At 70.5% G+C, this 20,064-nt stretch carries 11 protein-coding genes and 1 pseudogene; 4 read left to right on the top strand and 8 right to left on the bottom strand.

From position 1 onward, the window contains the following. Nucleotides 1-139: 139 nt before the first annotated feature. A complete protein-coding gene (locus tag ACH4ZX_RS09010) occupies nt 140-922 on the top strand; it encodes a GNAT family N-acetyltransferase (protein WP_398269784.1) in 783 nt (260 codons plus the stop codon). Then, complete coding sequence (locus ACH4ZX_RS09005; protein ID WP_398269781.1) at nt 919-4,710, top strand: P-loop NTPase fold protein; 3,792 nt, start codon at nt 919-921, stop codon at nt 4,708-4,710. Before ACH4ZX_RS09010 ends, ACH4ZX_RS09005 begins: the two co-directional genes overlap by 4 nt. Before the next feature lie 7 nt (nt 4,711-4,717). Here the strand turns inward: ACH4ZX_RS09005 and ACH4ZX_RS09000 are convergent, their stop codons facing one another. The 8 genes and pseudogenes from ACH4ZX_RS09000 to ACH4ZX_RS08965 form a co-directional block, all read right to left on the bottom strand. Further along, entirely contained in the window at nt 4,718-5,758 is a 1,041-nt protein-coding gene (locus ACH4ZX_RS09000; protein WP_398269778.1) for an NAD(P)-dependent oxidoreductase, read from the bottom strand. Beyond that, nucleotides 5,755-6,912 carry a pyridoxal phosphate-dependent aminotransferase gene (locus ACH4ZX_RS08995; RefSeq protein ID WP_398269775.1) on the bottom strand — a complete coding sequence of 386 codons (1,158 nt, stop codon included), beginning with the start codon at nt 6,910-6,912 and terminating at the stop codon, nt 5,755-5,757. Before ACH4ZX_RS08995 ends, ACH4ZX_RS09000 begins: the two co-directional genes overlap by 4 nt. Continuing rightward, nucleotides 6,909-7,994: a hypothetical protein gene (locus ACH4ZX_RS08990; protein ID WP_398269772.1), complete on the bottom strand. Its 1,086-nt coding sequence runs from the start codon at nt 7,992-7,994 to the stop codon at nt 6,909-6,911. The genes ACH4ZX_RS08995 and ACH4ZX_RS08990 overlap by 4 nt, the downstream gene beginning before the upstream one ends. A gap of 291 nt (nt 7,995-8,285) precedes the next feature. Further along, complete coding sequence (locus ACH4ZX_RS08985) at nt 8,286-10,664, bottom strand: UvrD-helicase domain-containing protein (RefSeq protein WP_398269769.1); 2,379 nt, start codon at nt 10,662-10,664, stop codon at nt 8,286-8,288. A gap of 47 nt (nt 10,665-10,711) precedes the next feature. Then, nucleotides 10,712-17,728 (bottom strand): DEAD/DEAH box helicase, encoded by a 7,017-nt coding sequence (locus tag ACH4ZX_RS08980; protein ID WP_398269766.1) that lies wholly within the window; start codon nt 17,726-17,728, stop codon nt 10,712-10,714. Nucleotides 17,729-17,929: 201 nt separating this feature from the next. Then, nucleotides 17,930-18,340 carry a PIN domain nuclease gene (locus tag ACH4ZX_RS08975; RefSeq protein ID WP_398269763.1) on the bottom strand — a complete coding sequence of 137 codons (411 nt, stop codon included), beginning with the start codon at nt 18,338-18,340 and terminating at the stop codon, nt 17,930-17,932. A 3-nt stretch (nt 18,341-18,343) separates the two neighbouring features. Next, complete coding sequence (locus ACH4ZX_RS08970) at nt 18,344-18,538, bottom strand: type II toxin-antitoxin system VapB family antitoxin (RefSeq protein WP_398270187.1); 195 nt, start codon at nt 18,536-18,538, stop codon at nt 18,344-18,346. A gap of 72 nt (nt 18,539-18,610) precedes the next feature. Continuing rightward, nucleotides 18,611-18,775, bottom strand: a pseudogene (locus ACH4ZX_RS08965) (ATP-binding protein); the annotation flags it as partial. Between the two features lie 145 nt (nt 18,776-18,920). Here ACH4ZX_RS08965 and ACH4ZX_RS08960 point away from each other — a divergent pair. Then, complete coding sequence (locus ACH4ZX_RS08960; protein ID WP_398269760.1) at nt 18,921-19,838, top strand: helix-turn-helix domain-containing protein; 918 nt, start codon at nt 18,921-18,923, stop codon at nt 19,836-19,838. Further along, nucleotides 19,835-20,032 carry a DUF397 domain-containing protein gene (locus tag ACH4ZX_RS08955; protein ID WP_398269757.1) on the top strand — a complete coding sequence of 66 codons (198 nt, stop codon included), beginning with the start codon at nt 19,835-19,837 and terminating at the stop codon, nt 20,030-20,032. The genes ACH4ZX_RS08960 and ACH4ZX_RS08955 overlap by 4 nt, the downstream gene beginning before the upstream one ends. Nucleotides 20,033-20,064 lie beyond the last annotated feature (32 nt).

Here is a 20,064-nt window from a genome sequence, read left to right as displayed (position 1 = left end):
GGCCGGCTCACCAGGACAAGGGAATGAAGGTTGGGGCGGAGGGTAGGGATTCCCGGTCGAACTCGATTCCAGCTCGGGGGGCGCAGTGGGTTCCGAGTCGATGCCGATGGTGGCAACTGCCGACTTGACGATCAGAGAGTTGACGACGCCCGCGGAGTTCGAGGCGGCGGACCGACTGCAACGGCGGGTGTGGGGCATCGACACGGGTTCCACACCCGTCCCCGGTGAAGTACTCAACGCGGTCTCGCACAGCGGTGGATACGTCGCCGGGGCCCTTGCCGACGGGCATCTCGTGGGCATCTCGGCGTCCCTCGTCGCCTTGCACGCCGACACCCGTGAGGTCTTCCTCTGGGGGCACATGCTCGCGGCCGAGCACAGGGACGCGGGGATAGGTCATGCGCTCATGCTCGGCCTACGCACCTGGTGCCTCGAGCGTCGTATCACCTCCGCCCGCTGGACCTTCGATCCGCTGGTGAGCCGCAACGCCTACTTCTATCTGGTCAAGCTCGGGGTCGATGTCCTCGCGTACGTACCCGACTTCTACGGACCGTTGGACGACGGAGTCAATCTCGCCGACGAGTCGGACCGGCTGCTGGTGACCTGGCCGATGGACTCGTGCCACGACCGGGAGCGGACCGGTTACGCCGGAAACACCGCGTACGATCCCGGCGAGTGGCGCCCGCTGCTGTCGATCGACGAACGCGGCCGGCCGAAGGTGCATCCCCGCGGCGGCGACAACCGTATGGCCTGCGCCGTGCCCTTGGACATCGAAGCCGTACGACGGCAAGATCCGGTATTGGCCCGCTCGTGGCGCCGAGCCCTGAGGGAATGTCTCTCCGAAGTCCTGGACGGCGGCGGCCGGATCGTCGGCTTCACCCGTTGCGGGCAGTACCTGTTGACCGCGAGGGGAACGCTGGCATGACCGTGCCGGTCGTAGCGCCGTCCGAGGATGGCATTCCATGGCTCGATCCGCAGCCTGGCGGAGTCGGGGCACTGGTGAGCTGGCATGAGCCGGGCGGCGCCATACGTTTGGCCTCCGCGGGCGCGGACCGTACGGTGCGCGTCTGGGACCTGCGCTCCGGCACACCCCTCGGCTCCCCGCTCATCGGACACACCGCTTGCGTCGGGGCGCTCACCCGCTGGACGGAGGACACAGGAGCGGTTCGTCTCGCCTCTTCGGGCGAGGACCACACGGTCTGGATCTGGGACCCGGCCCGCGGCACCGCCGTCGCCGGCCCCCTGACCGGGCACACCGAGTGGGTGATGGGCCTGACCAGCTGGACCGCACCCGACGGCTCTGTCCGGCTCGCCTCGGCCAGCGCGGACCGCACCGTCCGGCTCTGGGACGCCCGGACCGGAGAGCCCATCGGACAGCCACTGGTCGCCGGCTCAGGCGGCCTGTGGGCGGTGGCCGTGCTCAGGCTGCCCGATGGCACGGTGCGACTGGCCGCCGGCGGAGACGGCGGCGCCGTCCACCTCTGGGACGCGGAGACGGGCGAACCCTCAGGCGAGATCTCCCAGGCATGTCCCACGGGCGTGTACTCGCTCACGGCCTGGAAGAACGCCGACGGCTCCGCCCGACTCGCCGTCGGCGGGATGGACGGCACGGTGCAGATCTGGGACGCCGAGGGCCGCTCCGTCTGTGAGCCGATGACGGGTCACACGGCGGCGGTGCGCGCGATCGCCGTATGGACCACGCCGGACGGACGGACACTGCTCGCATCAGCTGCCGCTGACGGCACGGTCCGGATCTGGGACGCTGCGACCGGTTCCGCCGGAGGCGAGCCTTTCACCGGCCATCTCGGCTGGATGCCCGCTGTGACCGCGTGGTCCGACGAGCACGGCGTCGCACGCCTGGCCACGGCAGGGGACGGCGGGACGATCCGCCTTTGGGACCCCGAGACGGGCGATGACGTGAAGCAGCCATTGACCGGCCACGTCGCCGGTCAATGGGCACTGACGAGCTGGACGTGCGCGGATGGGGCCGTACGCTTGGCCTCGGCGGGGGACGACGCGGTCATCCGGGTCTGGGACCCCGAGTCCGGAACCCCTGCGGGACCGCCGCTGGTCGGACATACCGCGGGAATCTGGGCTTTGACGAGCTGGACTCGTTCGGACGGGCGATCCCGGCTCGCTTCGGCCGGGGACGACGGCACCGTCCGGGTCTGGGACCCGGACACGGGCGCCGCGCTGCACGCGCCGCTGCCCGGGCAGGCGGCTTGGCTGCCGGCCCTGGCATCCTGGCAGGACTCGGACGGCGAATGGCATCTCGCCTCAGGGGGAACTGACGGCGTCGTGCGCGTCTGGAACCCGGAGACAGGCACCCTTCTGCGCGAGTGGCCGTCGGGCGCGCCCTGGGTCCTGGCCCTCGCGGCGTGGAGCGTCGACGGCGTGCCGCGGCTGGCCTCGGCAGGAGATGACGGCCAGGTGCGCGTTTGGGATCCCGGGACCGGAGCGGCGGTCGGTGCGCCGATGGCCGGTCACACCGCCTGGGCGCGGGCGCTGGCGGTGTGGACGACATCCCACGGCAGGCCCGCGCTCGCCTCTGCCGGTTTCGATGCCATGGTCCGCACCTGGGACCCGCAGACCGGGGCTGCGATGGGCGGCGCACTGACCGGGCACACTGCACGGATCGGCGCGCTGACGAGCTGGCGTGGCCCGGACGGAGGGATCCGCCTGGCCTCCGGCAGCGACGACAACACCATCAGGCTCTGGGAGCCACGCACCGGAACCACGCACGGCGAACCTCTGATCGGGCACACCTCGGGTGTCTGGGCTCTGACCAGCTGGACCACGCCGTCCGGGGACGCGCGGATCGCATCGGCCGGGTACGACGGCACGGTGCGCCTGTGGAATCCGTGGACGGGCGAAGCCGTGCGGACGATCGAGACGGGCCCGGTGACGCTCTGGGGCATGTCCGATGCCCCCGCCCGAACCGACCTGCTCGGCCGCGGCGCTCTCGCCGAGGCCCTGGCGCACCAGGCGTTCCGGTCCGTGGACGCGGCAAAGGACGACGCAGGTCCCACCGTGATCAGCATCGAAGGCCCATGGGGAAGCGGAAAGAGCTCCTTGATGTCCATGGTGCGTGCCCTGGCGCCCAGCCCGACTCGTCCCGCCGGGACTCCGCCCGACCGCCCGATGACCGCTCGCGAGGCCATCAGGCTGATCCGCAGGCACGGTCGGCCCCGGCCATCACCGCGCGCGGACACCGATCGGGCGGGGATCGTCACCGCCTGGTTCAACCCCTGGTTCTATCAGTCGGGGCAGCAGGTGTGGGCCGGCCTGACCAGTGAGATCATCGAGGCGGTGGCGCCGGTGCTCTATCCCGGCGACAGCGAGCGCGAGCGGTACTGGCTCACCCGTAACCTGGAGCGCGTCGACCGCTTCGCGCTGCGCAGGCTGCTGCTTCGACGTACCGTCTCGCCGCTGCTCGGGATCGGCTTCGTCGCCGTGCTGCTGCCTTTCCTCCTCGGCTTGGCCGCGCTCGACGGGCCCGTGAACGTCCTGGGCACCGCCTGGCCAGCCGTCGGCCTCTCATTGGTGGTCGCCGTCGCCTTCGTGCTCGTGGCCCTGACCCATACGCTCATCCGGTACTGCTTCGGCCGCGCCTCCCGATTCATCCCCGGCACCATGCTCCGCCTGCCGATCCTCGACGGAAGCGACCCGGCCGACGTCCTGGACGGTGCGGGACAGGCGGCTGACCCGCTCCGCCGAGCTACGGCCGGCTCGCTCTATCTGCTGCAACACGACATCGGCCGGCTGCTGGCCGATCTGGCCGCCACGGGGAACGAACTCGTGGTGTTCGTCGACGACCTCGACCGCTGTCGCAGCGACACCGCCGCGGAGGTGTTCGAGGCGGTCAACCTGTTCCTGAGCGGCGTCGCGACGGGGCACGGCCTGCGTGCCCGGTTCATCCTCGGCCTCGACCCCTCAGTGGTGGCGACCCATCTGGACGCCTACACCGAAGCGACAAGTGCCGATCCGGGCGTCTACGCACAAGACCCCAGTCCCGGCTGGGCGTTCCTGCGCAAGCTCGTGCAACTGCCAGTCGTGCTTCCCCAGGTTTCTGAGCAGGGAGTGGCGAAATTCGTGGAGGCTGTCACCCACCTGCCTCCGGCCCGCTCGGCCCCGGCGACGACGATCGCCCCGCACGCGCCGAACGTCACCGCCGGGCGGGCCGACGCCGTCGTTCCCACCGCACCGGGGTCGGGGGCAACCGCCACGACGGCGCGTGGCACTGGAACCGTGCGCAGGCCCGCGCGGACCTCGGTTCTGGCCGTCCGCACCCTCGAACAGCATCCAAGAATCCAGCAGTTGCTCATGGAACGGATCGCCGCCCTGGAAGAGCCGTCGATCCGCGAGGCGAAGCGTATGTTGAATGTCTGGCAGCTCTATGAACGGGCGCTGATGGTTGACGAGCCGCTTGCCCGCTCCGAGGCGGCTGTGGAGCGCGCGTGTCTCCTGGTGCATGTCGCAGAGATCGTCGTTCGATGGCCGGCGTTGCAGCGCCGGTTGCACCGTCGGGTGGACGGCAGCCGCGGCCTCGGGCTGCTCGCAGCGGCAGCCGAGGAAGACGACCTGTGGGCCGCCGGCGTGCGGCGGCTGGGGCTCGACCAGCCCCCATTGGCTCCCGCGCTGAACGGTCTCAGGCACATGCTGCGCGAACACGACGGCGTCGCGATCGCGCGGCTGGCAAGCCGGGTCCTGTGAGCGGACCTCACATACGCGGCCCCAGTTCGCGGCCGGCCGCGACCCTGGCCTCGCGGTATCCGGGGTTCTCGACGGAGGAGTCGTCATCCCTTCCCTCCAGAACGTCGCAGACCGCTTCGACGGCCCGCAAGGAAGCGCGCAGGTCAGCCGCTGTGGTGTGGAAGCCGGTCTGCGGCATGCAGAGGAACCGCTCAGGCCCGAGTTCAACGAGGCGCTGCCAGGCGGGCGTGCGCCGCAGCCCGTCGCTCGCCACCCGGATCCCCCTGGATTCGATGGCTCGGTGCAAGGCCACCGGATCGACGAGGTCGGGGTGCCCGGTGTTGACCAGCAGCGCGCCCTTCCGCATCTGGCCCAGCTGCATCTCGCCGATCTCCGGTTGCTCCCCACGGGCCGGACCGGGGCGGTGCAGGCTCACCACGTCCGAGACGGCGAGCAGTTCCGGCTTCTCCAGGTACTGAGCGGAGGCGGCTGATTCGAACTCCTCATTGCGGCGTGGCCCGGTGTATACGACGCGCATACCCAGCCCGGCCGACGCGATCGTGGCCACCCGCCTGCCGATACGGCCCGGCCCGACGACACCGAGAGTGAGGCCACGCAGTTCCAAGGCAGCCGGCCCCATGGACTCGGGGGCTTCGAGTCCGCCCGGTCCCGGCCGCGCCACCGAACCGAGAAACGGTCGCGCCATGGTCAGCATCAGCAGCATCGCGAATTCCGCCACGGAGTCGGCGTTCGCCCCCGGGGTGCAGGAGAAGGCGATGCCGAGCTCGAAGGCACGCCGCCAGCCTGGGACGAAGCCGCGGAAGTCGGAGCCGACGAATGCCACCGCCTCGAGCAGTTCGGCGTTCTCGAAATGCGCCGCCTCAGGCTCCTCATACCCGCCGATGACATAACCCGAGACGCCACGAAGCGCGGTGTGCAGCTCGGCTTCTGTGATCTCGTCCTGCTCGAGCCTTCGCAGGACGAATCCATGCGTCTCCACCTGTCGCAGAGCATCGAGCGCGACAAGCGAGGTTCCGGTCACCAGCACGGTCCGGGCCACGCCGCTCACACCGCTTCTTCCTGAGCGCCCACGGACCGCGCCGCGGTGTCCAGGAGTTCCAGGCCCCGGCTGAACAACTCCTCGTCACGCAGCAGCGGCAGGCGTATCCACTCCGAACCCGGATTGTCCCCGTCGTCGACGACACGGTCCCAGTAGAACCGGTCGCCTGGGAGCAGCTCGATCGCCCGGCTCCGGCAGGCCTCGATGACGGCGTCTCGTCGTGGACCCCAATGCAGCCAGGAGACGCTCGGTTGGAAATCGCCAGGGCCGGGCGTCGGGCCCTCGAGACCGTACCGTTGCTCCAGGCGGGCCAGGTTCGCGGCCGCGACATCCCGCGCCCGGGCGACTTCACCGTCCGGCCCGCCGTCTTCCAGCAGTGCCGCGAGCATCCTGAGATTCAGCTCGGACACGTTGAGGAGGACATCCGAGCAGATCATGCCGATCCGGGGGGCGAGAGCGCGGGAGGCGGAGAGGATTCCGACCTTGGTGTCGTGCAGCGGGATGGTCTTGCCCGTGTCGTCAACCGTCACCGTGTCCGCGCCGATACCGTCCGCCGCTTCGATCAAGTCCAGCCGCATGCCCGGGTCGAACATCCGGAACGATGTATCGAGGACGAGGGTGGTGCCGTTCCGCGCTGCCCACTCCAGGAGTTCGAGCGCCTGGTCGGGCGGCAGCACTGCGCCGGTCGGGTTGTTCGGCGCGACGATGATGAGTGCACTCAACCGCAGTGAGCTGAGGAAGTCGAGGTCGCACACGGGCAGGACGCGGCGCTCCGGGATCGGGGAGAGCTCCAGTCCGCTCCGGCCGAAAAGGGCGGGCACGCTGTCGAAGGTCGGCGTGATCACTCCGATGGGGCCCTGCTGCGGCAGCAGATGCTTGGCGACCACGTCCAGGGCGATCGAGGCCGAGTAGGTGAGGTGAGAGCAGCCCGCACGGTAGTGCTGGCCCGTGTGCTGTGCGAGAGCCTCGCGGAAGGTGGCCTCGGCTTCGAAGTAGTCGGATCTGCCGTTGACGAGAAGGCCGTGGACCACCTCCGACACGCGGCGGACGGAGCCGCCGGACAGGGAGTGGCGGGCGTGCGCGTCGGCCATGTTGAGGGCGTCCCTGGCCAACGCCGGCCACTCATGTTCGGTGAGCGTGTACGGAGGTCGGCGCGCGTTCAAGGAACCACCTCGCAGACGATCAAGGAGAACATGCCGCGCCGTGAGTAAGCGCCGCACTCAAGGATCCGAAGGCTCTTCACACGGTTGCCGAGAGAGTCGAGGAGGAGACGGACCGTCGATTCACGGGCATCGGAGCCGTCGTCGGCCGGCTCATGTTCGAGGACCGCGGTGACATGCCCGAGCCTCCGCGCCGCATTGACGACGACATCGGCTGCGAGCTCCTCGTACGATGCGAATTTCGCCGGGCCAGACTCTGCGCGGGCGGCTTCAGCCGACGCGAGGGCCGTCACAGCGTCCGCATACAGCTCGGGAGATGCCTGCGGGCGGGGAGAGCTGAGGCCGAATGGCGGCGACGTGTACAGGACGGCGTGCCGTGCCTCAGCGTGCAGTTCGTCCCAGACGTCCGGCTGTGTGGCATCGGCCCAGAGCACGAGCGGGAGCGTGGGAGCCGGGGCGTTGCGTTCGAGGTCGTCGAGCATGTCGGCACGGGAGACCGGCCGGTCTGTGCCGGCGCTCAGTCGGCGGGTCACATCGAGGCACGAGGCCACCGGGTCGTCCTGGTCGGGCGTCACGCGCCATAAGGGGTCAGCCCGTGCGTGACGGGCGGTGGCTGTGGACTTGGCCAAGCTGACGCAGGCCAGTACGGGGTCCAGTTCGAGGCCGAAGAAAGAGACGCCGAGCAGCCGAGCGGCGCAAGCCGAACTCCCGCCGCCGGCCAGTGGGTCGACGAACAGGTCAGCCCCTGGGCAGAGGTCTTGCACGATCCTCACGGTGGTGCGGACATTGGAGGCGTTGCGGGCCTGGAACCAGCGATCGACCGGTTCGAACGGATCGGGAAGATAGTCGGTCAGACTCCCTGGCAGGCCGTAAGCCTCGGGCACAGGCATCACGAAGTCGGCGCCCCCTCCCGAGCCGAAGCGATCCGGGTGTCCACCTCGGTGGAGATACCCATTGGACCGGAGGAATAAGACTACGAATGAGCCGAAGGACCTGATCACGGCCGAGAGAGAGTTTTCATCTGCAGCCTTGCCGGACAGCGCGAGCATCAGCATCCAGACCAGCAGATCCAGCGCGATCTGCACGTTCTCCCGTCAGATCCGGTTCTGGGCGGGGTGCGCTGAGCGCCCTGCGTTCCACCCCAACGAGTTCGCAGTCGAGCGCCTCCGAGACGGCGGCGCGCACCGCCGGGATCTGGCTGCTGCCGCCGATCATCAGCCTGAGCCTCTCGCCGGGCGCTGTTGCGGTTCCGACCACCGCCGAGCCGAAGAAGCTCCGTCACCGGTTGCTGCACGCGGCTGCCCGCGTCACCCGAGGCCGTGGCCGCCCGCAGCTGCGGATCTCCGCGACCTGGACAGTACGATCACCGCTACCCGTCAGGCAGCGGCAGACCCTGACGAATCGGACGGCGGTCCGTCGTGTCTCAGTAGGTCGGTGGCTCGGTGCGCGGTTTCGTCGGCCTCCTCGGGAAGGAAGCGGCTGGCCTCACCGCTCCACGTGACGATCAGCTCGTCACGTGCGCGGGTGGCGGCGACGAACACCAGGGAACGGGCGCGCTGTTCCTCCTGACGGTAGCGGTCCGGGTTGGCGAGCCGGTACTGCTCGATGCGTTGATGCGGTACCTGGCCCTCACCGATGGAGGTGAGGAAGACACGCTGGAACTCCAGGCCCTTGAAACGGTGCATGGTCCCGATGCGTACGGCGTCCAGGTCGGCGCGGACTCCCTCCCGCCTCAACTCGACCACCGGGATGCTGAAGGGTTCCCGGGCCAGCACGTTGGCGAACTCCTGAGCGGAGCTCCCATCGGGCACGCTCACGGCCATCGCGGAGTACGGCGTGCCGTAGGCGTCATGGCGCTCTTGGATGAGGGTCGCCACCGCCCTCATCTCGGTGAGCCGGTCCGGGGCCCGCCAGAACTGCGGGGCCAGCCCGGTGAGGACGGATCGGTAGCCGTCGAGCGTGTCGGTGCCTGCGTCGAGGTCGTCGAAAGAGGCACCCTCGATCAGACGGTTCGCGCTGCCCAGGATCTGACGGGTGGTGCGGTAGTTGAGGGTGAGACGTCGTGAGGCGCGGCCTCGGACCTCGATGCCCTGGTGGCCGAGCACGACCCGGTTGCCGTAGATGCGCTGGTGGGCGTCGCCGACGAGGAAGATGTCGTTCGGCCCCTTGCGGACCATGGCACGCAGCATGCGCCAGTGCGAGGCGGACAGGTCCTGTGCCTCGTCGACGACGATGTGCTGGTAGCGCGGCTTGAGCCACATGCCGCTGCCCGCCTCGCGGTGGACCAGGTCGCGGCCCCCCACTTCCCCCTTGTAGCGGGCCTGTTCCTCGACGCGAGCCATCCGGCGCTGTTCGATGGCGGCCGCCTCCTCGGCGATCAGCGCGTACGTCGTCTGCCGCGGCGGGGACTCCAGGTGGGCCTTGTAGGCGAGCACGAGCTGCCAGATCTCGTGGCGCTGGGCGGTGGTGACGCGTGGGCGTCCCGAACGGGTGACGCGTCGGTAGGTCTCCCAGGAGTCGCATCCGCCCGCGACGATCACATGCTTGAACTCCGTGTCCAGGAAGTCGGCGTCGTACTGGAAGCTGTTCGTCTCGGTGATCACGGTGTGCCACAGGTTCATGGCCGCGTTGTCGTCGATCGGCCGGCCCAGCTCCACCCGGGTTTCCTGGACGATCTCGCGGGCGAGCAGGTCGACCGACTTGACGTCGACGCGGGCCAGAAGTCCGTCGCCGCCCAGCTGACGCAGCCGCTCCTTGAGATCCAGCGCGAGGTTGGTGTTGTACGTGGTGAGCAGCACCGCGTGGGAGTGGCCGGGCGGCAGCCTGTCGACCAGGTGGCGCACCCGGTGGAGGGCCACGACCGTCTTGCCGGTGCCCGGACCGCCCGTGACTTTCGCCGAGCCCTTGAAGTCACCGGTGGCGAGGCGCTTCTGCTCGGGGTGGAGGAACAGCCTCCAGGCATCGAAGCTCTTGCCGAGCGCGCCGAGTACGGCGTCGTCGTCGGTCTCGGCCTGGGACACGGCACGCTGGGCCGCACGGGAGAAGTCACGAGGGTTGACGTCCTCCTCGGCACGCCACTTCTCCGTGATGTACTGCCGCACTTCCTTCGGTTCGACGCGGTCGCGCAGCGCGAGGAGGACGTCCCGCGTCAGTTCCGGAAGGTTGTGGGCGAGCAGTGCTTCGAACTGCTCGTCGGTACAGACCTTCCGCAGTGCCGGCAGGAGGGAGCGGACGACTCCGAGGTCGAGGAGGAGCTCGTCGTCGTAACGGGCGAAGAGCGGGGTACGGAGGTGACTGGTGGGGGTCGGCGCCGGTGCGGCGACTTCGGTGCGAGGAGCGTCCGGTGCGGCGGGCGCACTCACCGCCCCGTCGCGTGGGGCGTCGTCCGTAGTGGGTTCCGTGCGGTCCGGCAGGGCGACGACCTGGGCGCTGACCTCGCTCTGGTCGACCACCTCGATCGCGCCCGACACGGGGTTGATCTCCACGGTGAGCCGGGCGAGTTCGGCACCGGCCTGGGCTCCGTCACGTACCGCGAGGACCCGCATCTCGTCCTCGCCGTCGGTCGACAGGAGCAGGACCATGCAGGTGTCGGCGTGTGCCAGGTAGAGGTCTCCGTTGACGCCCGCGGCCCGCAGGAAGGTCCGGCGCAGGGCCCGGTTGTTCCGGTCGGCCCGCAGCCGGTGGACGAAGGTCGCGACCGCGTCCCCCACGGCGCCGCCGCGGCGCCGGATGTCCTCGTGGGCCTGGAGCCCCACCTGCACTCGCGTCCTGGCCCGGCCCCCCGGCCGACCCGCCGCATGGCTCATTGCGCGCCCCCCTTCTCGCCCAGCAGCAGGGCGAGTTCCGCCACGTCCCAGTCACCCGGCGCGCGTACGTGCCAGCCGGCTGACGCGCACTGGGCCATGTACTCCGCGTCCTCGGCGTCCTCCCCGAGGACGATGCCGATCTTATGGGCGGGCCAGGCGAGTTCGATGGTGCGCGAGACGCCGTCGACATCCCAGCCCGCCTTGCCCGCCGGCACGTCTGCGCAGGCCGACAGTCGCCCGGCGAGCGCCGCGACCTCGGGATCTCCCCACTTGGACAACTCTTCGACGACCAGTTGCCAGGCGGTTCGCTCCACTGGAGTCATGCCCTCGACTGCTTCCGGAGTCCCGGATTCCGGCTGCTCCTCGGGCTCCGTCGGGTTGACGCCCTGTGGACGGCCCTCGGCTTCGTCGAGGTCCTCGGGCAAGGCGAGTCCGGTGCCCGGTGCGTCTGCGCGCAGCGCGGCCAGAAGGCCCATACCCGAACCGGCGGTGGCGGCGAGCAGAGAGGCGTCGAAGGTGTCGAGCGTGGAGCGGGCGAGGACGAGTCCGTCGGCCTGACCCGCGCCGGTGGGGTCGAGGAACTGGATGATGTTCCCCCAGCTCAGCCAGGCCTTCCAACGGCGCCTGTGGTCGGGCCGGTCGCCTTCGACCGCTTCGGGCCGGTCGTCGAGCACGGCGAGAGCGCTCCAGCGCAGCGCCTTGGCGTCGGCGCGCTGGGCTCCGGCGAGGACGAGGGGCAGCCCTGAACCGTCCTGCAGCGAGAGCAGTTTGAGCCCTTGTCCCGTGACGGCCGGGACGGGCGCGTCACGGACGGCGGCCTCGATCCACCCGGTCGCGGTGACCGCGTCGGCGTCGACGAGGTCGTTCCTGCGGAGGAAGGCGGGCGCACTCACCGCGAGCTGGGCGAGTTGCTGCCACTTGTTCAGCCGGGGGTCACGCAGGAAGCCCAGCAGGGAGGGGATCGCCCCGCCGTAGAGGAGGGCGTCGGCCTCGGAGGGATCCCGTCGTGCGTTCGCCCACTGCTTGCGCACCATGGCGCCCGGTCCCGTGGGGGAGGTCACGTCGTAGGGCGGCCAGGCCGCGTCGGCGTCGGGGCCGGCGACAACGGGTGCGAGCGGGTCGCGAGGCTCGTCCACGTCCTCGGCCGGCTCGTCCTGCGGGGCCTTCAGGGCCTTCTCCCAGGCCACCACGTCGTCCCAGGTGATCTGCCAGACGAGGATGCCGTCGGCGCGCAGCAGGGCACGCTTGGCGGCGTCGGCCGCGATCCGGTTGGTGCGGGAGGAGGCGTGCCAGCGGTAGCCGTCGAGGTAGACGGCGATCGGCATGGGGGGCGCGCCGTCGCTCGTGGTGTCGCCGGCGACCGGGCGGAAGAGGAGGTCGGGGCGGGTGCGGTAGCCGTGCAGGTCCTTCTGGGCCACGACCTCCCAGCGGACCCGGCCGCCGCCGGGCCGGGTGAGGGTGAACTGCTTGCCCTGTCTGCCGGTCGGGGTCTCTTCGTGGTCCGCGGCAGCACCGTTGTCAGGGACGGCGAGCCAGCGGTCCAGGGCCTCGATGAAGCGGCGCTCGAGGTCGCTCTCCGCCTGAGCGGCGAACCGGATCTCGGCGTCGGCCGACTCCTTGCGGAAGTCCCATCCGCTGTGCCCGTCGGCACCCAGCAGATCGTCGAGCATCCACAGGGCTTCCTGCCGGTCGAGGTCCTTGTAGTCCCGTTCCGGGGCGTAGCCGAGGAGACAGAGGTGGCAGGCGCGGCGTCCCTGGGTGTCCTTGCAGGGGCAGGTCCGCAGCGCGTCCTGGGCCTCGGCGAGGACGGCCCGGAACTCCTCGCCGTCACGCTCCACCAGGCGCTGGAGGTATCCGGTCCCGCCGGGCAGCGCGTCGTACAGCACCAGGTAGTTGCGGGTGAGGTCGCTGTCCCGGTCGGGCTCGGTGGCGGGGGCGGAGCGGATGTGCGCGGGGTCGCCGCCGTAGCGCCGGGCGAGGCCCAGGTGGAGCGCGGCGGAGAAGGAGGCGAGGCGTTCGGGCACGTTGAGCGTGGCGGCGGGGAGCAGGATGCGCAGTGCCTCCGTGCGGTGCTCGGTGGCGGTGATCACCTGCACGTCCTCGGGCGCGGCCTGCTTGTCGCGGCGGCGGGTGGGGCACCACGGCCGGTGGTGTGCGAGCTCGGGGCGGCCGAGGAGGGACTGGGTGAGCGAGTCCTGGGTGGGGCTGTGACCGGGCTCCCGGTCGGTGGCGCCACCGCATCGCGGGCATACGGTGAACCCGGTGGGGGTGGCCACCTCGGTGCCGGCGAAGTAGGTGTCCTTGGGGCGGCCGTGCCGGGCCTTGCCGAGGTTGAAGCGGCGGATGACCGCCTCGCGGACGTGGTCCACTCCGAAGGTCCTGTTCTTGTGCCGCCAGGTCTCCTTGATGTTCTGCCGGTCGACGTCGACGGCGGTCACGGTGGTGTAGGTGGTCCGGACCCGGTTCTCGTGGTCGTCGACGATCCGGGCGTCGTCCCGCTTGTCGTGGGCGGTCACCTTGCGTGGCACGACCACCTGGAAGACGGCGCTGCGTCCGCCGATGCCGTGGCCGCCGCAGCGCGGGCAGGGCGAGGTGTCCTGCTCGGCCCGTTCACCGGTGCGGACGTGGCCGCACTCGCGGCAGATCCGCCAGGTGCGCAGTCCGACCGGCATGCCCGCCGGTGAGCCCTTCCTGGTGGGACCGAGGTCGAAGCCGTCGACGACGTGCCGGTAGCCGCGTACGTAGTAGGCGTTGCCCGGGGCGAGTTCGGTGAGCGCGGCCTCGGCGGGCCGGTCGTAGACGCGCGGTTCGCTGCTCCACCTGGTCTTGGGCGCGTCCCCGGCGTCCGGCTTCCCGGCCGCGGTACGCGCCTTGCGGACGGGCTCCTTGAAGGTGAGCATCGCCTCCAGTCGTACGCCGTCCTCGACGAGGCTGTAGTTGGGCAGCAGCCCGTGCTCGACGAGGAAGCCCTGGGCGTCGGCCTGGGCCATCTCCTGGAGCCGCTTGCTGACGCCGGTGGCCTCCCGGATCAGGGTGCGCTTCTCACGGGCCTCGTCGTCCACGGACTCCTGGAGCGCGTCCGCCGCGTCGTTGATCATGTCCTTGCGCCGGACGAGTTCGGCGCGCTCGGCCTGCCAGGCGCGCTCGGCGGCCTCCAGCTCCTGGCCCAGTTTCTCCGCGGCGAACCGCCGCAGCACCTTGCGGGCATCGCTGGAGGCGCCGGATCCGGGCACGCCCTCGATCTCGGGGAACAGGCGCAGGAACTCGTCCGCGAGGTCCAGGCGGCCGACCGTCGCCTTGCCGAACTGCTTCAGCCAACCCGTCCGGCCGACGAGCTGGGTCACCCGGTCCGGCAGCGGGATGACACCCTCCAGGGCACCCCGGGCCGCACGGTCGATCAGGAACGCCGTGTACTGACGGCACAGCAGCTCACCCGCCGACAGGAAGCAGCCGGGCGGCAGGATCGGACCCGCGATCAGGTGACGTGGTTCGGCGAGGTGGTACAGCGCGCGGGGGCTGGTGTCGGCCAGGGACACGGTGAAGGCGTTGCCGGTGGCACGGCCGGCGCGGCCGACCCGCTGGACGTAGCCGGCCGTGGACGGCGGCAGCGAGGCCAGGATGACCGACTCCAACTGGCCGATGTCGATGCCGAGTTCGAGGGTGGGGGTGCAGGACAGGACGTTCGGGTCGGTGTGCTTGACGCCGCGCCGGAAGCCTTTCTCCACCTCCTCGCGCTCCTTGCGCTTGAGGACACCGGTGTGTTCGGCGGCGACCACGCTGTACGGCTTGGCCTCCCGGTACAGACGCCGGTAGTAGTTGGAGCGGGGGTCGCGGGCCGCGCGGCCGCCGACCTCGGCGGACGGCCGGGCGAGGGCTCCCTCGCAGCGCTTGAGCGGGCAGCGCGTGCCCTGCCACACCGAGGCGCGCTCCGGAGGCACGGTCTGCGTCCAGCCGCACTCCCGGCAGGTGAGCACGGCGAGCGGGGTCTGTTCGTCGTCCAGCGGGCGTACGCGTACATGGCCCGCTGTGAGTCCGTACACCCCGTGGCCCTGCTGCCTGTCGGCGGTGTTGGTCCGCCGCCGGGCCAGTGCGCCGATGTCGTCGTGGGCCAGCTGCTCGAACAGCGCGGCCAGGTACTCCCCCGCGGTCTGCCGGTCCAGCCCCAGGCAGCGGAGGGTGAAGTCGACGTACCAGCTGTCCCGGGTGTCCACCCGCTCGAAGTCGGTGCTTCCGCTGCGGGCGCCGACCAGGACGAACGCCGGCGCTTCGGAGTTGCGGCCGAAGGCGGGCATACCGGTGGGACGGCCCGTCCAGACCGGGTAGCGGGTGCGGCCTTCCTCGTCGATGAAGTCGTCCAGCCAGGTGTGGTGGATGCCGCCGATCTGACGGATGTGTTCGAGGAGTCCGCGGACGAAGCCCTCGAAGTAGCGCAGTCGCTCGGGGTCTCCCGGGACGGGGGGTCCGCTCGCCGCACCGGAGGCGACGGGCAGGAGCTGCCCCTGATGGACGTCGAACAGAGCCTCGGCCGCCTTGGCCGCTTTCTCGGGCTCGGGCAGATGCACCTCGGCCGCGACCGTGCGGGTCAGTTCGAGGGTGCGGCCGAGGCGGGAGTGCAGGCCGAACTCCAGCAGGGTGTTGAAGGCGAGGCGCTGGCCGACGAGCTCCCAGGTCGACTCGGGGATGCGCTTGCGGCCTTCGAGCAGGCGCTTGACCTGGGCCACGTCGTGCAGGTCGGGCGGGACGACGGAGGCGAGGACCCGCTTCTCCTGCACGGCGGCCCGGCTCACCAGCGAGGCGATCAGTTCGTTGAGCGGGACGCCGTCGGCCGCGTGGGCGGGGTCCGTGCGGACGCGTTCGGACAGCTGCTCGTGGATCAGCGAGCGGAGCGAGAACTTCCAGGCGCGGCTGGCCACGAAGCCGGCGCGGTGCGCCGCGTCCTGCACCGAGTCGTTGAAGATCAGCGTCTTGCGGCGGTCCCGCTTCTCCTCGTCCTCGGCCGGCAGTTCGCCGCCGGTGAAGAGCTGGGTGACGACGACCGAGGCCAGCGGGGCGACACCGGCACCGAGGAAGCGGATGCCCTGGGCCTGCCCGCAGGCGGGGCAGCGGTCCTGCTTGGAGTAGTCGCTGCGCTCCTGGTTCTCGAACCAGGTCCAGACGTAGACGCCGTTGTCGGGGGCGGGAGAGATCACGCCGTCGGCACGGAGGACCTCGTCCGGTTCCAGTCTGCGCAGCGCGGTGCCGTTGTCCTCCAGGACCATCAGGGTCGCGTCGTGCGCGGCGCCCCGCCGGCCGCGCTGGGCGCGGCGCGCGAGTGTGGCGCGGGCCTGTTCGGCGGCCTCGGCAGGGGTGGCCGCGATCATCGCCCGTACCCGGCCCTTGGCGGCTCCGCCCGCCGCGCTGGCCCGGTAGATCTCGTCCGGGGCGTGCACCAGGTTCTGCGGATCGCGGTCGGGGCAGATCGCCGACCATCCCGAGCGCCCGCAGTGCCGGCAGTAGGCGGCCGGCAGCCGCCCCGAGGCACGCGCCTTGCGCCGCCGCTCCTCCTGCGCGGCCACCGCCACCGCCCGCCGGTCGGCGTCGGTGCGGTTCTGCTCGGCGAGGGCGGCCTGGTCGGCGTCCGACCAGGAGAACACCGGTTCCGGGCTGACGAACCGCAGCACCCGCGACAGCGCCCGCAGCCACAGATGTGTCTCCACGAGCAGCAGGGGCCGTTCCTCGTCGGCGGGCGCGTCGGGATCGCGGGCCACGGAGATCAGCGCCACGAAGCGCGCCAGCGCGGCGGCGGCCCGCTCCGGGTCCTGCGCGGCGGCGGCGCGCCAGGCCGACGTGGCGTCGAACCCTTCGAGCACCTCCAGGGCCGTCAGCGGCGCGTCCTTGGTGTGCAGCAGCGCGCGTGTGAGGGGGTGGGCGAGCAGCCGCCGCCCCAGCTCGCGGGGGTCGGCCGTGTCGCAGCCCAGGGTGGCGCGCGCCACGGTGTCCATGCCGCCGGGCGTGCGCACCGGGTCCGGCAGGCCGGCCAGTTCCTCGGGGGACGGCAGGGGCAGCGAGTGGTCGACCGGTGAGAGGAACTCGTCGATGTCCCGCCGGTCCTCCCCCACCACCGCGTCGTCCGGGAACCGCACGCCGAACACCTGCGAGGCCACGTCCAGCATGGCTCGCGCCCCGCCCGCCCCGCCGCCGGACCCGAGGGTCGCGGAGGTCGCCACCGGACAGATCGACCCGAGCGGCCGTCCCTTCTCGGCGGCCCCGACCACGGCCGCGAGGCGGCGCAGCAGCATGGCCACGTCGGTGCCCTGGGCGCCGTCGAAGGTGTGGAACTCGTCGATCACGACGTACGCCAGGTCCGCGTCCCGCCACAGGGAGGCGTCCTGCTGCCGCTGGAGCAACAGGTCCAGCATCTTGTAGTTGGTGATCAGGATGTCCGGCGGGTTGCGGCGGATCTCGGCCCGGTCGACCATCACCCGCCCGTACGGCGGCTCCGACCCGCGCGCGGCCGAGGACTCGCCGATGTACAGCCCCGCCGTGACCTCGTCGAGACGCTTGTCGCGCTCGAACAGGTCGCCGAGGCGACCGGCCTGGTCACCGGCCAGGGCGTTCATCGGATACAGCAGTACGGCCTTGATCCCCGCCTTCCCGGCCGCCCGCGCACGGCGGCAGTGGTCCAGTACGGGGATGAGGAAGGACTCGGTCTTGCCCGAGCCGGTGCCGGTCGTCACGAGGGTCGGCTCGGGCCGGTGCCCGTCCTTGCCGGTCAGCCGGGCGAACGACTCCGCCTGGTGCGCGTAGGGCCGGAAGCGCGCCGGAAACCACTCCAGGTGGCGTTCCCAGCCGTCGGCCGCCGGCCGGAAGGGTCGCCGGATGCGAAGGTAGGGGCCCCGGAAGAGGCCGTCGGCCGGGTCGGTGAGGAAGTCCTCCAGGGCGTCCTGGGTGTCGGGCTCGGCCAGGGCGAAGGTCGTCGTCAGATACTCGACCGTGGTGTCGCGCAGCGTCCGCGCGGCGAGTGTGGGTCTCATGACGCGCCGTGGCCCCCGTCTCCCGTGTCCCGGCACCCGTCACCGCCTGGACTGATCACGCTCCACTGTACGACCGGCCACTGACAGTGCCTGTGGGTTCCCCGGGATCGGACGGCGCGCGTTCAGGATCCTGGCGGTGGACGATCAGTCGGCCCTGTCCGGCGAAGGAGGCCGTCGTGTGGCTCGTCCACGACACCCGGCTCAGTCAGCGGTACCGGCAGGGACGACCCACTCGTGAGCCTGGCCGGTGATCTTGGCGATCTGCTCGTAGCCCTCGTCGTAGTGAAGGACAGGAACACCATGGCGCTCGGCGGTGGCCGCGATCAGCAGATCCGCCATCGACAAGGCTCGATGGTTCCCCGTGCGAGTGGCCTGGGCCTGGACCTCCTTGGCCCGGTCCCCGCACTCGTCCGGGCAGGGCAGGTAGTCGAAGCCGGCGAGCCAGTAGCGGAGTTTCTCCGCCTCCGTCGGGTTGCGCGCCGAGTAAAGGATCTCGATCTCCACCGCTCCGGTCACCGCGAGAAGACCTCTCTGGACGAGCGGATCCAGGACGCCTCTGACAGCCGGTTTCGCACGGCGGGCCAGAGCTGACTTGTCGATCAGGTAGAGCACCGATCAGTCGGCCTTCCTCGCGTCGTACGTCAGGTCGACTTCCCCGCTGTCGATGGCGTCCATGAACGCCATGCGACGGTGCAGCTTGACCGCTTCGTCTATGGCGCGCCTGACAGCCGCGGCCTTGCTCTTGACGTGGTAGAGCTCCATCAGCTCGGCAGTGGCTTCGTCATCGAGGTCGATCACGGTACGAGACACGTCAGACACCTCCGCGGATCGAAAAAGGTACATCGAAGCGATATCACCTCTCGCTCGCATACGACATCTTTCGTCGAGCCGATGCGCGGCGAGCCTCCGGGCGAGGCGGGCGCCACGCGGGGTGGACGTGAAGCGCATCTCGAACGTGCGCTCGGGGGGCGCGTGAGGCGGGACCAACCGGTCCGCAGAGCGTGCGGATTGGGAGGTGCGGGTGGGGGTGCCGGGTTTGTTCGTCATGCCGACAACGGTGTCGCCGGTCGCGTAGCGTGACCACTGGTGACGCACCGACGCGGGCCGGTTGTACGCGCGTTGTCGGTAGCGGTACGAGACACGCGGCGTGACGGCGCTCCTGGGCGGGCGTTGAGCCAGGGAGGCGGTAGTGGTGACCGAGGGTACGAGCGCGGAGGCGGGGACCGTGGAAGCCGGCGAGGAGGTGGCGGTGAGCTTCGGGGACAGCTGGGAGAGCGACGGCGAGGCGGGCGTGCAGGCCGGGGCGGACAGGTCCGGGCAGGGGGTTGTCACCGCGTTCGGGCAGACCATGAAGACGCTGCGGGTACGGGCGGAGCTGGAGCGGGAGGAGTTCGGCCGGCGGATCGGGTACTCGGCGTCCACCGTCGCGTCGTTCGAGCAGGGGCGGAGGATCCCCTCGCCCCAAACGATCGAGCGGGCGGATGAGGTGTTGGGGGCGGGTGGGTTGCTGACGGTGTGGAAGGAGCAGGTGGAACGGGCTCAGTATCCGGTGTTCTTCCAGGGGATGGCGAAGCTGGAGAAGGAGGCCGTCGAACTGCTCGCGTACGACACCCATGTGCTCAACGGCTTGCTCCAGACCGAGGAGTACATGCGGGCGGTGCTCGCCATGCGGCGCCCCGTCCTGGACCAGGAGACCATCGAGCAGCGCGTGACGGCCCGCCTGGCTCGGCAGGACATCTTCAGCCGCTGGCCAGCACCGCTACTGAGCTTCGTCCTTGAAGAGGCGGCTTTGCTGCACCCTTGGGGAGGCAAGGAGGTACACCGTGGGCAGTTGGAGCAACTGCTACTGATCGGCGACAAACCCAACGTCGAGATCCAGGTCATGCCGACTGATCGCGAGCACAACGCAGGCGTAGACGGCGCGTTCACGGTAACCACACGCAAGGATGGAAAGAGGTTCGTCTACACCGAGGCGCAGGGAACCAGCACCCTCCAGACCGAGCCTGAACAGACGACTCTCGCCGCCGCCCGCTATGGGATCATCCGATCGCAGGCTCTCCCGTCGCGGGAGTCGTTCGACTTCATCGAAAGGTTGCTGGGATCGCTATGAACAACTCTGAGTCCTCGACCATCGCGTCCGGTCTCACCTGGTTCAAGAGCAGCTACAGCGGAGCCGAGGGTGGTCAATGCGTCGAGGTCGCCGCCGGTAAGGGAGTTGTGCACATCCGGGACTCCAAGGCCATGGCCGGGCCGGTCATACGTGTGTCGCGTGAAGCGTGGGCGGGGTTCGTCGGGGAGGCCTGACGGTCGTACGTACGCGAGAGCCCTGCCGGTCC

Origin of the sequence: Streptomyces sp. NPDC020490, assembly GCF_044335305.1 — a bacterium.
Classification (GTDB): Bacteria; Actinomycetota; Actinomycetes; order Streptomycetales; family Streptomycetaceae; genus Streptomyces.
Note: the sequence above shows the minus strand (reverse complement) of the source record. Positions and strands in the feature narration are given on the sequence as shown.

Bases quoted from the DNA above. Each gene is read 5' to 3' on its own strand.
- ACH4ZX_RS09005 (WP_398269781.1), top strand. From the start codon at position 919: ATGACCGTGCCGGTCGTAGCGCCGTCCGAGGATGGCATTCCATGGCTC.
- ACH4ZX_RS08980 (WP_398269766.1), bottom strand. From the start codon at position 17,728: ATGAGACCCACACTCGCCGCGCGGACGCTGCGCGACACCACGGTCGAG.
- ACH4ZX_RS08955 (WP_398269757.1), top strand. From the start codon at position 19,835: ATGAACAACTCTGAGTCCTCGACCATCGCGTCCGGTCTCACCTGGTTC.